9 protein-coding genes and 1 tRNA gene are annotated in these 12,948 nt (G+C 72.3%); 5 read left to right on the plus strand and 5 right to left on the minus strand.

All coding sequences use genetic code 11. The annotated features are described in order from the left end of the window. The 5 genes from BJF77_RS16885 to BJF77_RS16905 all read left to right on the plus strand — a co-directional run. Positions 1-564 (plus strand): S-layer homology domain-containing protein (locus tag BJF77_RS16885; protein WP_139318626.1); only part of this gene is annotated, 564 nt, incomplete at its 5' end. Positions 565-638: 74 nt separating this feature from the next. Further along, positions 639-1,784 carry an S-layer homology domain-containing protein gene (locus BJF77_RS22885; RefSeq protein WP_075872888.1) on the plus strand — a complete coding sequence of 382 codons (1,146 nt, stop codon included), beginning with the start codon at positions 639-641 and terminating at the stop codon, positions 1,782-1,784. Between the two features lie 31 nt (positions 1,785-1,815). Next, positions 1,816-3,780, plus strand: a complete 1,965-nt coding sequence (locus BJF77_RS22170) for a S8 family serine peptidase (RefSeq protein ID WP_075872889.1) — start codon at positions 1,816-1,818, stop codon at positions 3,778-3,780. Between the two features lie 520 nt (positions 3,781-4,300). Continuing rightward, complete coding sequence (locus BJF77_RS16900) at positions 4,301-6,673, plus strand: bifunctional polysaccharide deacetylase/glycosyltransferase family 2 protein (RefSeq protein ID WP_255396335.1); 2,373 nt, start codon at positions 4,301-4,303, stop codon at positions 6,671-6,673. Continuing rightward, on the plus strand, positions 6,660-8,057 hold the full coding sequence (locus tag BJF77_RS16905) for an acyltransferase (protein WP_075872891.1): 1,398 nt from the start codon (positions 6,660-6,662) through the stop codon (positions 8,055-8,057). Before BJF77_RS16900 ends, BJF77_RS16905 begins: the two co-directional genes overlap by 14 nt. On the opposite strand, the gene BJF77_RS16910 is transcribed toward BJF77_RS16905, so the two are convergent. The 5 genes from BJF77_RS16910 to BJF77_RS16930 all read right to left on the minus strand — a co-directional run bounded on the left by BJF77_RS16910 (position 8,023) and on the right by BJF77_RS16930 (position 12,753). Further along, a complete protein-coding gene (locus tag BJF77_RS16910) occupies positions 8,023-9,060 on the minus strand; it encodes a chitinase (protein WP_075872892.1) in 1,038 nt (345 codons plus the stop codon). The two genes, BJF77_RS16905 and BJF77_RS16910, sit on opposite strands and share 35 nt — an antisense overlap. Before the next feature lie 121 nt (positions 9,061-9,181). Beyond that, positions 9,182-10,165 carry a ribose-phosphate diphosphokinase gene (locus BJF77_RS16915; protein WP_047804102.1) on the minus strand — a complete coding sequence of 328 codons (984 nt, stop codon included), beginning with the start codon at positions 10,163-10,165 and terminating at the stop codon, positions 9,182-9,184. Continuing rightward, entirely contained in the window at positions 10,162-11,643 is a 1,482-nt protein-coding gene (glmU, locus tag BJF77_RS16920; protein ID WP_255396336.1) for a bifunctional UDP-N-acetylglucosamine diphosphorylase/glucosamine-1-phosphate N-acetyltransferase GlmU, read from the minus strand. Before glmU ends, BJF77_RS16915 begins: the two co-directional genes overlap by 4 nt. 207 nt (positions 11,644-11,850) lie before the next feature. Next, positions 11,851-11,923: transfer RNA gene (locus BJF77_RS16925), tRNA-Gln, on the minus strand. A gap of 62 nt (positions 11,924-11,985) precedes the next feature. Continuing rightward, positions 11,986-12,753, minus strand: a complete 768-nt coding sequence (locus BJF77_RS16930; protein WP_047804100.1) for a hypothetical protein — start codon at positions 12,751-12,753, stop codon at positions 11,986-11,988. Positions 12,754-12,948: the final 195 nt, after the last annotated feature.

Below are 12,948 nucleotides of genomic sequence, written 5' to 3' on the forward strand. Positions count from 1 at the left end.
CCCGTGGTCCCGGGCCCGTTCAAGGACGTGCCCGCCACCCACACCTTCGCCCCGGAGATCACCTGGGTGAAGAACCGCGCCGTGCTGCGCGGCTGGCCCGACGGCACCTACCGCCCCGCCCACCAGATGACCCGCGAACAGGTCGCCGCCGCCCTCTACCGCCTGGCCGGCTCTCCCGCCTACACCGCCCCGCGCACCTCCCCCTTCACCGACGTGCCCACCAGCCACGTCTTCTACAAGGAGATCGCCTGGCTGCACGCCCAGGGCATCTCCACCGGCTGGGCCGCCGCCGACGGCACGCGCACCTACAAGCCGGCCCAGCGGGTCAGCCGCGACCAGATGGCCGCGTTCTTCTACCGCCAGGCCGGCAAGCCGGCCTACACGCCCCCGCGGACCTCTCCGTTCGTGGACGTCTCCACCGGCCAGGGCTTCTACAAGGAGATGGCCTGGCTGCAGGCCACCGGCATCTCCAACGGCTGGAAGGACGGCACCTACCGCCCCGGCGCCGGCACCAGCCGCGACGTCATGGCCGCCTTCCTGCACCGCTTCGGCACCCGCTCCTGACACGCCCCACCCCCCGAAACTCCTCCGCCACGGCACCGCTGTGCCCTCCGAACAGAAATGCGGGTGACGTCCCCATGAAGAAGCACCTCGTCGTCCTCGCGGCCACGGCCGCGCTGACCGCCTCCTCCCTCTCCATCACCGCGCCCGCCGCCACCGCCGCGCAGCAGGACATCGTCTCGATGAACGCGCAGACGCGGACCACGGACGCGCAGAAGATGCTCGACCTGATCAACGCCCACCGGAAGTCCAAGAACCTGAAGCCGGTCCGGTACTCGGCGACCCTGTCCGGGATCGCCCAGGGAGAGTCCGACCGCCTGGTCCGCCAGGAGGTCATCGACCACACGACCAACTTCCTGTACGACCAGCGCGCCGGGTCATGGGACGCCGCCGGGGAGATCCACGCGATCTCGTGGCGGCACTCGGTCACCGACCTCGTGGACTGGTGGAAGGGCTCCTCCGCGCACAACAAGGTGCTCACCGACCCCAGGATGGAGGTCATCGGCATCGGCCTGACCTATGTCGACGGCTCCCTGACCGGCAACAAGCAGGGCTGGAAGCTGGTCGGGACCGTCGCCTCGTACGGCTACCCGGACGGCAAGGCGCCGGCCGACACCCGCAGCACCGTCCCTCTGGGCGCACCCGACGCGCACGTGGCCGCCGGCCCCTTCCGTGACGTGGCGGCGAACCACCCGTTCGCCACCGAGATCGCCTGGCTGCACAGCTCCGGGATCTCGACGGGCTGGGCCAGCGGCACCTCCCGGGTGTACAAGCCGGCCCAGGCCATCACCCGGGACCAGATGGCGGCGTTCCTCTACCGTCTGGCCGGCTCCCCCGCCTACACCCCGCCGCGGGTCTCCCCCTTCGCCGACGTGCCGACCTCCCACGTGTTCTACAAGGAGATGGCCTGGCTGCACGCCAAGGGCATCTCCACCGGCTGGGTGTCCGCCAACGGGGTGCGCACCTACAAGCCCGGACAGGCCATCTCCCGGGACCAGATGGCGGCGTTCCTCTATCGCCAGGCCGGCAAGCCCGCCTACACGCCCCCGCGGACCTCCCCGTTCGTGGACGTCTCCACCGGCCAGGGCTTCTACAAGGAGATGGCCTGGCTGCAGGCCACCGGCATCTCCACCGGCTGGGACGACGGCACCTACCGCCCCGGCGCCGCGGTCAGCCGCGACGTGATGGCCGCCTTCCTCTACCGATTCGCACACACCTCCTGATCCCCCCGTCACTACACGCTCGAGGAACCCCATGAAGAAGCACCGCATCCCCCCGTTCGCGGTCCTGGGCGCAGCACTGCTCGTCGCTCTGCCCGCCACCGGCGCGCTCGCCGAGGACGCCCCCGCCCCGCCCGAGGCGGTCCAGACCGCCCCCGAGGACCTGCCCACCGACCGGATGATCGTCAAGTACGCCGGGACGGTCGCCGACGCGCAGAAGAACGAGATCCTGGAGAGCGCGGCGGACCAGGCCGACGTGCCGGAGGCCGAGGACACCACCGAGCTCAAGACCACCGCCGACGGCGCGGACGTCGTCGAGCTCTCCGACGAGGTCACCACCGAGGACGCCGAGAAGCTCGCCGCGGAGATCGCCGCGGACCCGGCGGTCGAGTACGCCGAGCCCGACCGGCTGGTCTTCGCGGCCCAGATCCCGGGGATGTCCGACGCGGAGACCGACCGCCTGGCCTCGACCGCCGCGGCCGCCTACGACCCCGGCGTCGCCTCCATGTGGGCGCTGCCCACGCTGGGCGCCTTCAACGCGTGGAACACCGCCACCGGCAAGGGCATGACCGTCGGCGTCGTGGACACCGGCTTCGCCAACCACCCGGACCTGGACTCCCAGGTCATCGGCGGCTACGACTTCGTCTCCAGTCCCGCGCTCGGCAACGACGGCAACGGCCGCGACCCCGATCCCCGGGACCCGGGCACCTACTCCACCTACGGCCAGTGCTACAGCGGCTCCCCCGCCTCGAACTCCATCTGGCACGGCACCCACGTGGCCGGGACCATCGCGGCCAAGCGGGACAACTACGGCACCGTGGGAGTCGCCCCCGACGCGACGCTGCTCAACGCCCGCGCACTGGGGGCCTGCGGCACCGGCTACGTCTCGGACATGGCCGACGCCGTGACCTGGCTGGCCGGCGAGCCCGTGGCCGGGGTGCCGGCGGCGAAGAAGCGCGCAAACGTGATCAACATGTCCCTGAGCATGTACGGGTCCTGCCCGGCCGTGCTGCAGACCGCGATCAACAAGGCCTGGTTCAAGGGCATCCCGGTGGCGGTGGCCGCCGGCAACAACTACGGCGCCCAGGCCATCAACTACGCGCCCGGCAACTGCTACAACGTGATCACGGTGGGTGCCGTGACCTCCAGCCGCACGGTGGCCAACTACTCCAACGTGGGCGCGGCCGTGGACATCTACGCCCCCGGCGACCACATCCTCTCCTCCGGGAACACGGGGACCAGAGGACCCGTGGCCCCCAACGTCCGCTACGACTACGGCACCTCGATGGCGACCCCCCACGTGGCCGGCACCCTGGCGCTGATGAAGCAGAAGAACCCCTCCTTCAGCTCCGACCAGCTCAAGAACCTGCTGCTCACCTCGGGGGACCCCTTCTTCGCCGGCAAGACGCTCAACACCCACGACGGCCTCTACGTCACCTCGGCGTTCAACGACGTCTACTGGGGCCGCACCTTCTACAACGAGATCGCGTGGACACGGGCGGCGGGCATCTCCAACGGCTGGCCCGCCGGCGCCTCCCGGGTCTACCGCCCCACGCACAACGTCTCGCGCGAGCAGATGGCGGCCTTCCTCTACCGGGTCGCGGGCAAGCCCGCCTTCACCCCGCCGCGGGTCTCTCCCTTCGCGGACGTGCCCACCACCCATGTGTTCTATAAGGAGATCGCCTGGATGCGCGCCTCCGGAGTCTCCACCGGCTGGGTCTCCTCGAACGGAGTGCGCACCTACAAGCCCACCCAGGCCATCTCCCGGGACCAGATGGCGGCGTTCCTCTACCGCCTGGCCGGCAAGCCGGGCTTCACCGCGCCGGCGACGTCCCCGTTCGTGGACGTCTCTCCCCGACAGGGCTTCTACAAGGAGATGGCCTGGATGCGCGCCACCGCCATCTCGACCGGCTGGGACGACGGCACCTACCGGCCGTCGGCCTCGGTCAGCCGGGACGTCATGGCGGCCTTCCTGCAGCGCTTCGACCGGGCCTACTGAGCCGAGAGGCGGCGGCGCGCACGGGACGGTCCGTCCCCCGCGGCCACCCTGCGACGGCCCCCACCGGGAACTTCCCGGTGGGGGGTCGTTCGCGTGTCCGGGCAGCCCCGTCCCGGCGGAGGGGCCGTGTCTCCAGGAGGTCCCAGGAGGAGCACAGCCGGGGGTACGTGAGCGAATTCACCATCGTGACGAAGTTTGACTGTGTTTCTCTTGGCAAACCTGTGAATTCTCCTTCGTCGCGCGTCGGCACAATGGGGGACGATCCGCTCGGCGACTGTCCACAGGTCGGGCCACGTTCCCGAGGATTAACTACTGTGCCGTAGCGACAGAATCGGGGCGCGACGGGGTTCGCGCCCGCATTTCCATGCAGAACGATGCGCTGTGAAGCCTGTGCGCATTCATTCGCATTTGTGACAACCGGGGTGCGGCTTGGCACGCTGACCTGGTCGGCCCGTCCGGGGGGATGCGCCGGCCGGTCCGTCGAGGGGGCGGACCGACTTCCGGGGGGAACGAGCGTGCCGTGACCAGAGGCTTTGACGACCGACGAGCACCGCGCCGACGCGCGGAACGGACCGGCAGCACCGTGGCGCCCCCGGTCTTCTTCGACCCCAGCGGCAAGCGCTGGTACCGGGTCCTCGCCACCGTCCTCCTGCTGCTGGTCGTGGCGGTGGGGTCGGTGTCCTGGCTCGTGCCGCAGGCCCTGGCCCAGACCTGGGACCGGCCCGAGAACCAGGACAGCGGCTACGCGCGGGAGCTGCTGGCGACCGGGGACCCGGAGAACATCCCGCTGCTGGGCGACTCCGCCAACCCGTTCAGCAGGATCGCCCTGGTGGGCCACCGCACCGGCGAGACGGTGCTGACGGACCCGTTCACCGACGAGACCTACCGGTCGCTCACCCCGGAGGAGGTCGAGATCGTCGGGGACAGCCCCTACGTGATGGAGCGCTTCGGGTCCCTGCCCGACAAGCAGCTGATGCTCACCTTCGACGACGGCCCGGACGCGACCTTCACCCCCGAGATCCTCGACGTCCTCTCCGCGGAGGGGGTGCCGGCCACGTTCTTCAACATCGGCACCAACGTCGTCGCCCAGCCGGAGCTGTTCCGCCGGATGCTCCGCGAGGGTCACATGGTCGGCAACCACACCATGACGCACACCACCGTGTGGGACGACGACCTGCGCAGCCGCGAGGAGCTCATCGGCACCGACCGCGCCATGCGCTCGATCGACGGCTACGCCACGCACCTGTTCCGGCTGCCCACCGGGGACCCCGACAACAAGCCCCTGCCCATCCTCGAGGCTCAGCAGCTGGGCTACCTGCACGTGGACTTCGACTACGACACCCTCGACTGGGCGGCCGTGCCCGGAGAGCCCGTGGAACTGCCCGAGCTCGACGGCAAGGGGCACATCGTGCTGATGCACGACGGCGGCGGGGACCGCACCGCCACCGTGGCCGCCCTCAAGCAGCTCATCGCCCAGGCCAAGGCCGAGGGGTACACCTTCTCGACCCTGGCCCCGGTGCTCCCGGAGGGCTACCAGCCGGTGTCCACCGACGCGGTGCTGGCCGACGACGCCACCGCCCTGGCCGTGGCCGGGCTGACGGTGGCCCCGCAGGTGGTGATGACCTGGCTGTTCTGGTTCGGCGTCTCCTCCCTGACCGTGATGTCGGTGCTGTACGTGGTGCTGGCGCTGATCGGGCACCGCCGGCAGCAGCGGCGGGAGTGGCCGGAGGTCCCCGAGGACGAGCTGCCGCTGGTCTCGGTGATCCTGCCGGTGTTCAACGAGGAGCCGGTCGTCGCCCGCACCCTGGCCGCGCTGAAGGCCAGCGACTACCCGCACCTGGAGGTCGTCGCCGTCGACGACGGCTCCACCGACAACACCCTGGCCGTCCTGGAGGAGGCCGCCGCGACCTGGCCGGCGCTGCGGGTGATCAGCCAGCCCAACGCCGGGAAGTCCGTGGCCTCCAACCACGGCATCATGGCCGCAACCGGAGAGATCGTGGTGACCCTCGACGGGGACACCCTCTTCGAGCCCCAGACCGTCCGGATGTTCGCCCGCCACTTCACCGCCCCGCACCGGGGCCGCCCGGTCGGGGCCGTGGCCGGGCACGTGAAGGTCGGCAACCGCACCGGGATCCTCACCATGTGGCAGTCCCTGGAGTACATCTCCGGGATCTGCGTGACCCGCATGGCCGAGTCCGTGGTCGGGGCGATCTCCATCGTCCCCGGCGCCTGCGCGGCCTGGCGGCGGGAGGCCCTGCAGGCCGCCGGCGGCTACTCCCACGACACCCTGGCCGAGGACGCGGACCTGACCATGACCCTGCAGCAGCACGGCTGGGCGATCGTGCAGGAGAACCAGGCCGTGGCCTGGACCGAGGCCCCGATGACCGTGCGCGGGCTGGCCAAGCAGCGCCTGCGCTGGACCTACGGCAACCTCCAGGCCCTGTGGAAGCACGCCGGGATGCTCCTCCGCCCCCGCTACGGGTTCCTGGGCATGGTGGCGCTGCCCTACACCGCCCTGGCCACCCTGGTGCCGCTGGTCTTCCTGCCGCTGACCGTGCTCATGGCCGTGCTCAACCTCGCCGCCGGCACCTGGGTCCCCCTGGCCGCCTTCGCCGCGTTCGTGCTCGCCATCCACGCGGTCATCTGCGTGATCGCCATCCGGATGGTCGGCGAGTCCTGGGCGCACCTGCTCATCGTCCCGGTCTACCGATTCATCTACGAGCCGCTGCGCGCCTACCTGCTCTACGCCTCCGTCCTGCAGGCCCTCAAGGGCCGGATGATCGGCTGGTACAAGCCCGAGCGCACCAACACCGTCCTCGACCTGGCTCCCGCGGCGGAGCCCGCCGACCACCCGGTCCCCTGGCGGGAGGACCGGCGCGATGAGCGGGTCTGAGCCGGGCCGGGATCGGTACCTCGACCTGCTGCGGTCGATCGCGCTGGTCCGTGTGGTGGCCTACCACACGTTCGCGGGCGCCCTCTTCAGTCTGCTGTTCCCCGCGATGGGCGTGATGTTCGCCCTGGCCGGGGCCCTGATGGCGCGCTCCCTGCGCCGGCCGGCGGCCGGGGTGCTCCGCTCCCGCGCCCGCCGGGTGCTGGTCCCGCTGTGGGTCTACGCCGCCACGGTGCTCGCCCTGCTCGTGGGACAGGGCTGGTCCCCCGGCGCGGACGGTTCCTGGGGACAGGTGCTGCTGTGGTTCCTGCCGGTCGGCGACCCGGTCTTCCCGGAGAGCGCCGGGACGGGGACGGTGGACCCCACCTGGCCGGTGCAGGCCGGGGAGATCCTCTGGTACGTGCGGACCTACTTCTGGTTCATGCTCCTCTCCCCCGTGCTGCTGCGGGCCTTCCGCGCCCGGCCCTGGCCGGTGCTGCTCGCCCCGCTGGCCCTGAGCGGGCTGCTGGCCCTCGGCGCGGTGCCGCTGCCCTCCTGGGCCGACGCCCCGGTCACGGACGCCGCGACCTACGGCTCCTGCTGGCTCCTCGGCTTCGCCCACCAGAGCGGGCTGCTGCGCCGCGCTCCCCGCGGCCTCGTCCTCGCGGCCGGTCCCGCGGCGATGGTCCTGGGCCTGTGGTGGGCGGCCGGGCACCTCGGGGGGTCGGGGTGGGACCTCAACGAGATCCCCTTCGCCCAGGCCCTGTGGTCCTTCGGCTTCTGCGCCGTGCTGCTGCGGATCTCCCCGAGCTGGCAGGAGCTGCCCCGGCCGCTGCGGTTCCTGGACGGGGTCGTGAGCCTGCTCAACGCCCGGGCGATGACCGTCTACCTGTGGCACAACCTGCTGCTGGTCGTCACCGTGGTCCTGATCGACGTGCTCTGGAGCAGCGACCTGCTGGCCACGGCCGTGCCCGGGATGCTGGAGAGCCCGTGGCTGTCCTTCCTGCTGGTCTGGCCGCTGCTGGCGGCGGTGGTGCTCGCCGTGGGCTGGGCCGAGGACCTCGCCGCGGGACGCCGGCCGCGGCTCTGGCCGGTCCGCCCGGCGCCGGTCCGGATCGTTCCGGGCAGCCCGAGGTCGGCGGGCACGGGCCGGGTGCACGCCGCTCCGGCGGGTCCTGCCGCGGCCGGTTCTGCTCCGGCAGGTTCCGCTGCGGACGGTTCTGCTGCGGCGGGTTCTCCTGCGGCGGATTCTGCTGCGGCCGGCACCGGCCCGGGCGCGCCGGCGCCGGTCCGGCCGACGGGCGCTCCGGGCTTCTCCGGCCGGTCCTGGCTGTATCCGCGCGCCGCGCGGGAGCCGGTGCCGCCGGAGGCGCTCAGTCCCCGAAGCCCTGGCCCAGGACCCGGGTGAACTTCCCGGCCTCCTGCTCCAGGCCGCTGCAAAAGTCGTTGGCCTCGGACGGGTCGCCGTGCTCGGCCGTGCAGGGCCGGTCCCGGTTCAGCGACCAGTAGGAGATCCGGCCGACGCCCTGCTCGCGGGCGAACGCGTTGAGCGCCGCGGCGGCCTCCGGGTCCACGACCTCCCCGGGGACGTCGTTCACCCCGATCATCGGGGTCAGGCCGATCCGGCGCCAGGCCTGCTCCTCGGACAGCTCCTGGCCCGCCGCGGCCCACAGCTCCCGCACCTGCCCGTGGGCCGCCCGGGCCGCCTCCGCCGAGGCCTCCACCATGGACTGCCCGTCGGGTCGGCTCTCGCCGTAGTTCATGGTCATGACGTTGACCCCCGCCAGGTCCACCCCGGCGGCGAGCATCTGGGCGACGACGTCCTCGCCGTCCTCGGACAGCCCGGCCGGGGACACCGGCAGGGTCAGCCACACCTCCAGCGGCGTGCCCGCGGGGCGCTCCTCCTGCAGCCGGGCCACGGCCTCGGCGCGGCGCTGGTTCGCCGCGGGGTCCTGGAGGTCGTTGAGCTCGACGTCGAAGTCCGCGACCGGGACCTCGTACCGGTCGAGCACCTGCCGGTAGGCGCCCAGCAGGGCCTCGGGGTCGGCGCAGGCGGTGGCCGGCTCGTCGCGGGCGGCGCCGCCGAAGGAGACCACCACGTCACCGCCGGCCTCGCGCAGCGCGGCGATCTGCTCCCCCATCCGCAGCGTCGTCTCCGCCTCCTCCAGGCCGTAGTAGCCGCCCCAGGAGGGCGTGCAGGGCTCCTCCGGGTCGGCGACCACGAAGCCCAGCACGGTGTGCGACTGCCCGGCGGCCGCGGCGCCGAAGTCGAAGTACGGGTAGGCGGTGACGTTGACGTAGGGACCGGCCCAGGGCTCGCCCGGGTCCGGCCCGCAGCCGGTGAGGGCGGCGGCCGCCACGGACCCCAGGGCCAGGGGCGGCAGGAGGCGGCGGGCGCGGGAGCGGGTCATGGGAGGCGAAACGTCCTCTGCGGCGCGGCGGTCCCGGCGACGCCGCAGCCCCTCACCGGGCGGCGAGGGGCTGCGGCGTCGTGGGCCGGGAGATCGGTCACGGAATCGGTCGCGGGATCGGTCAGGAGCGGCCGTTGAACAGGCTCGTCACCGAGCCGTCCTCGAAGACCTCCTGGATGGCCCGGGCGATGAGCGGGGCGATGGACAGGACCGTGAGGTTCTCGAACTGGTGCTCCGGGGGCACCGGCAGGGTGTCCGTGACCACGACCTCGAGGGCGCCGCAGGAGGACAGCCGCTCCACCGCCGGGTCGGAGAACACGGCGTGGGTGGCGGCGATGATGACGTCCTTGGCGCCCTTCTCGCGCAGCACCTTCACGGCGCCGGTGATCGTCCCGCCGGTGTCGATCATGTCGTCGATCAGCACGCAGGTGCGGCCCTCGATCTGCCCGACGACCTCCTTGGACACCGCCTGGTTCGGGACCGTGATGTCGCGGGTCTTGTGCACGAACGCCAGCGGGCAGCCGCCCAGCAGCTCCGTCCACTGCTCGGCCACGCGCACGCGGCCGGTGTCCGGGGAGACCACGGTGACGTTCTCGACGTCGACGACGGAGCGCACGTGGTCCGCCAGCAGCGGGATGGCCATCAGGTGGTCGACCGGGCCGTCGAAGAAGCCCTGGATCTGCGCGGTGTGCAGGTCCACGGACATCAGCCGGTCCGCGCCGGCCGTCTTGTAGAGGTCCGAGATCAGGCGGGCCGAGATGGGCTCGCGGCCGCGGTGCTTCTTGTCCTGCCGGGCGTAGGGGTAGAACGGGGAGACCACGGTGATCGACCGGGCCGAGGCCCGCTTCAGCGAGTCGATCATCAGCAGCTGCTCCATGATCCACTGGTTGATCGGCGCCGGGTGGGACTGGATGAGGAAGGCGTCCGTGCCCCGCACCGACTCCCCGAAGCGCACGTAGGTCTCACCGTTGGCGAAGTCGTAGGCGGCCGTGGGGATCAGCTCGGTGCCGAGCTCCGACGCGATGCGCTCCGCGAGCTGCGGGTGCGCCCGGCCGGAGACCAGGACCAGCTGCTTCGCACCTGCGTTGGTGATGGCGGTCGTCATTCTTGCTCGCTTTCCTCGGTGGTGTGCGCGGCGGTGGTGTGCCCGGCGGCGGTGCCCCCGGTCGTGCTCTGTCCGGAGGCGTCCCCGGCCGTCGCGGCGCCGTCCGCCCGGGCGCGCAGCGCGGCCTCGGCCGCCGCCGTGCCCTGGCGGTGCTCCACGACCCAGTTCTCGACGATCCGCTGCGCGCCCTCGGTCAGCGCCAGCGCCCCGGCCGGCACGTCCTTGCGGATCGTGGTGCCGGCCCCGGAGTAGGCGCCGTCCCCGACGGTGACGGGAGCGACGTACATGTTGTCGGAGCCCATCCGGACGTGGTCGCCGATCACGGTGCGGTGCTTGCGCACGCCGTCGTAGTTGACGAACACGGAGGCCGCCCCGATGTTGGAGTGCTCGCCGATGGTGGCGTCCCCCACGTAGGACAGGTGCGGGATCTTCGAGCCGGTGCCGATCCGGGAGTTCTTGGTCTCCACGAACGTGCCGATCTTGCCGTCCGCGCCCAGGACCGTGCCGGGGCGCAGGTAGGCGAACGGCCCCACGGAGGCGCCGGGGCCGACCACCGAGCCGGAGCCGTGCGTGCGCACCACGTGCGCGCCGGGGCCGACCTCCACGTCCGTGAGGGTGGTGTCCGGGCCGACGACGGCGTCCTCGGCCACCCGGGTGCCGCCGAGCAGCTGCGTGCCCGGCAGGACCGTGACGTCCGCGCCGATCCGCACCTGCACGTCGATCCAGGTGGTGGCGGGGTCCACGATGGTCACCCCGTTGCGCATGTGTTCCTCGAGCACGCGGCGGTTGAGGTGGGCGCCGAGCTGGGCCAGCTGCACGCGGTCGTTGGCGCCCTCCACCTCCCAGCGGTCCTCGATCTTCAGCGCGTCCACGGCGCGGCCGGCCTGCCGGGCCAGCAGCGGGACGTCGGTGAGGTACATCTCGCCCTGGGCGTTGTCCGAGGTGACCTGCGCCAGGGCCTCGCGGAGGGCGTCGGCGTCGAAGGCGAAGATGCCGGAGTTGATCTCGGTGACCGCGAGCTCGGCCTCGGTGGCGTCCTTGGCCTCCTTGATCTCGCGGAACGAGCCGTCGGCGTCCCGCAGGACCCGGCCGTAGCCGCCGGGCTGCTCGTGGTCGGCGGTCAGCACGGTGACCGCGTTGCCGCGCTCCTCGTGGTGGGCGACCAGCTTCTGCAGCACCTCCGGGGTCAGCAGTGGGACGTCGCCGTAGGTGACCACCACGGTGCCGGCCAGCCGCTCCTGGGCGTCGAGCGCCTCCACCGCCACCTGCACGGCCCGGCCCGTGCCGGGCACCTCGTCCTGGTCCACGATCAGCGCCGCGGGATCCTGCTCGAGCACGTGCGGGGCCACCAGGTCCCGCTCGAAGCGCACCACGGCGGCCAGCCGCCGGGGGTGCAGGCTGCGGGCGGCCACGAGGCTGTGCCCCACCATGGAACGACCCCCGATCCAGTGCAGGATCTTGGGGGTCTTGGACTTCATCCGGGTGCCCTTGCCGGCGGCGAGGACGATGACGGCGGCGGGGCCGCCGGCCGTCCCGGGCGCGGAGGCGGGAGTGTGGGGGGTGCTCACAGCGGGATGCAGCTCCTCGGTCGTCGATCGTCGAGAGGCTCCGGTGGGCTCACCGGGTCCGTCTCGGCTCCGTCTTGCAGGCTGTCGGCGGTCAGGCCGTCGGGCGGGATGCGGACGTTCCGCCTCTAGGACTCGAACCTAGACTCCGCGGCTCCAAAGGCCGGGGTGCTGCCGATTACACCAAGGCGGAGCACCGCCGTGGAACGGCAGTGGTGCACACCGTGCACAGGGAGTCACCCTACCACCAGGCGGTCAGGCGCCGGCCGGTCCCGGGCGCCCCAGGATGACCAGGATCCGGGCCGTCGCGGCGGCCTCCCGCAGCTCCGGCACGGCGGCGAACAGGTTCTCCACCGCGTCCTCGTCCACCCCGCACACGATCAGCGGGGCGAGGTCCAGCAGCGGCCGCATCCGCTCGAACGCGGCGGCCGGGCCCTCCCCAGCGGCGGTGGACGCGGCGACGTTCCAGGCCACGGAGGCCAGGTAGTGCGGGTCCACGTCCAGCGTGCCCTCCTTGCGGGCGCGCTCCAGGAACTGGATCAGCTCCACCTCGTCCGCGGTGGCGCCCTCCGTCTCCAGCAGCAGGTGCACCTGGTGGGCCGAGGCCGCCTCGGCGAGCGCCGCGAGCATGGAGAAGATCCGGTCCTCGCTGCGCCCGCGCCCGCCGACCCCGGCCCGGGGCACCACGAGGTACTCGGCGCCCACGCCGGCGGCCAGGGACAGGTGGTCGTCGAGGACGGCGATGACGCCCTCGTCCGGGATGTCCTCGTCGATGGAGATGTCCGCCCGCAGGATCAGGGGCGCGGCGCCGGCTCCGCGCAACGCCTCGCCGACCTGCCGCTGGGGCACCGACCCGAGGTGGCGCCCGGCCAGCTGACCGGGCCCGGCGGGGATCTCCACCGGCCCGGGGTGCTCCCGCACCGTGCGCACGGCTTCCTCCAGGTCCGTGACCCCGTCCAGGCGGGTGCCGATCGGGTGGACGGTGGTCGCGGAGGGTCGCTCCGTCGGGTTCTGCTGCTCCATGCCTCCATGGTCTCACCCGTGCTTGTGCCGTGGCTGAAAGCCCGCTGTCCGCACTTCGGCACCACCCTGGGCGCCCCCTCCTCCCCCGCCGAGTGCCCCAGCCACGCCTCCTGCGCCGACTCCCACATGTCATGCCTCTCGCACCGAGCCTCCCTGCCACGCCCCTCGCGCCGAGTCCCCCATGTGCTCGCAGAT

The organism is Kocuria sp. CNJ-770, assembly GCF_001942375.1.
GTDB lineage: Bacteria > Actinomycetota > Actinomycetes > Actinomycetales > Micrococcaceae > Kocuria > Kocuria oceani.

What these genes read in the sequence shown, in the direction of transcription:
- BJF77_RS22885 (WP_075872888.1), top strand. Translation starts at nt 639, where the DNA reads ATGAAGAAGCACCTCGTCGTCCTCGCGGCCACGGCCGCGCTGACCGCC.
- BJF77_RS22170 (WP_075872889.1), top strand. Translation starts at nt 1,816, where the DNA reads ATGAAGAAGCACCGCATCCCCCCGTTCGCGGTCCTGGGCGCAGCACTG.
- BJF77_RS16905 (WP_075872891.1), top strand. Translation starts at nt 6,660, where the DNA reads ATGAGCGGGTCTGAGCCGGGCCGGGATCGGTACCTCGACCTGCTGCGG.
- BJF77_RS16910 (WP_075872892.1), bottom strand. Translation starts at nt 9,060, where the DNA reads ATGACCCGCTCCCGCGCCCGCCGCCTCCTGCCGCCCCTGGCCCTGGGG.
- BJF77_RS16915 (WP_047804102.1), bottom strand. Translation starts at nt 10,165, where the DNA reads ATGACGACCGCCATCACCAACGCAGGTGCGAAGCAGCTGGTCCTGGTC.
- glmU (WP_255396336.1), bottom strand. Translation starts at nt 11,643, where the DNA reads ATGAAGTCCAAGACCCCCAAGATCCTGCACTGGATCGGGGGTCGTTCC.
- BJF77_RS16930 (WP_047804100.1), bottom strand. Translation starts at nt 12,753, where the DNA reads ATGGAGCAGCAGAACCCGACGGAGCGACCCTCCGCGACCACCGTCCAC.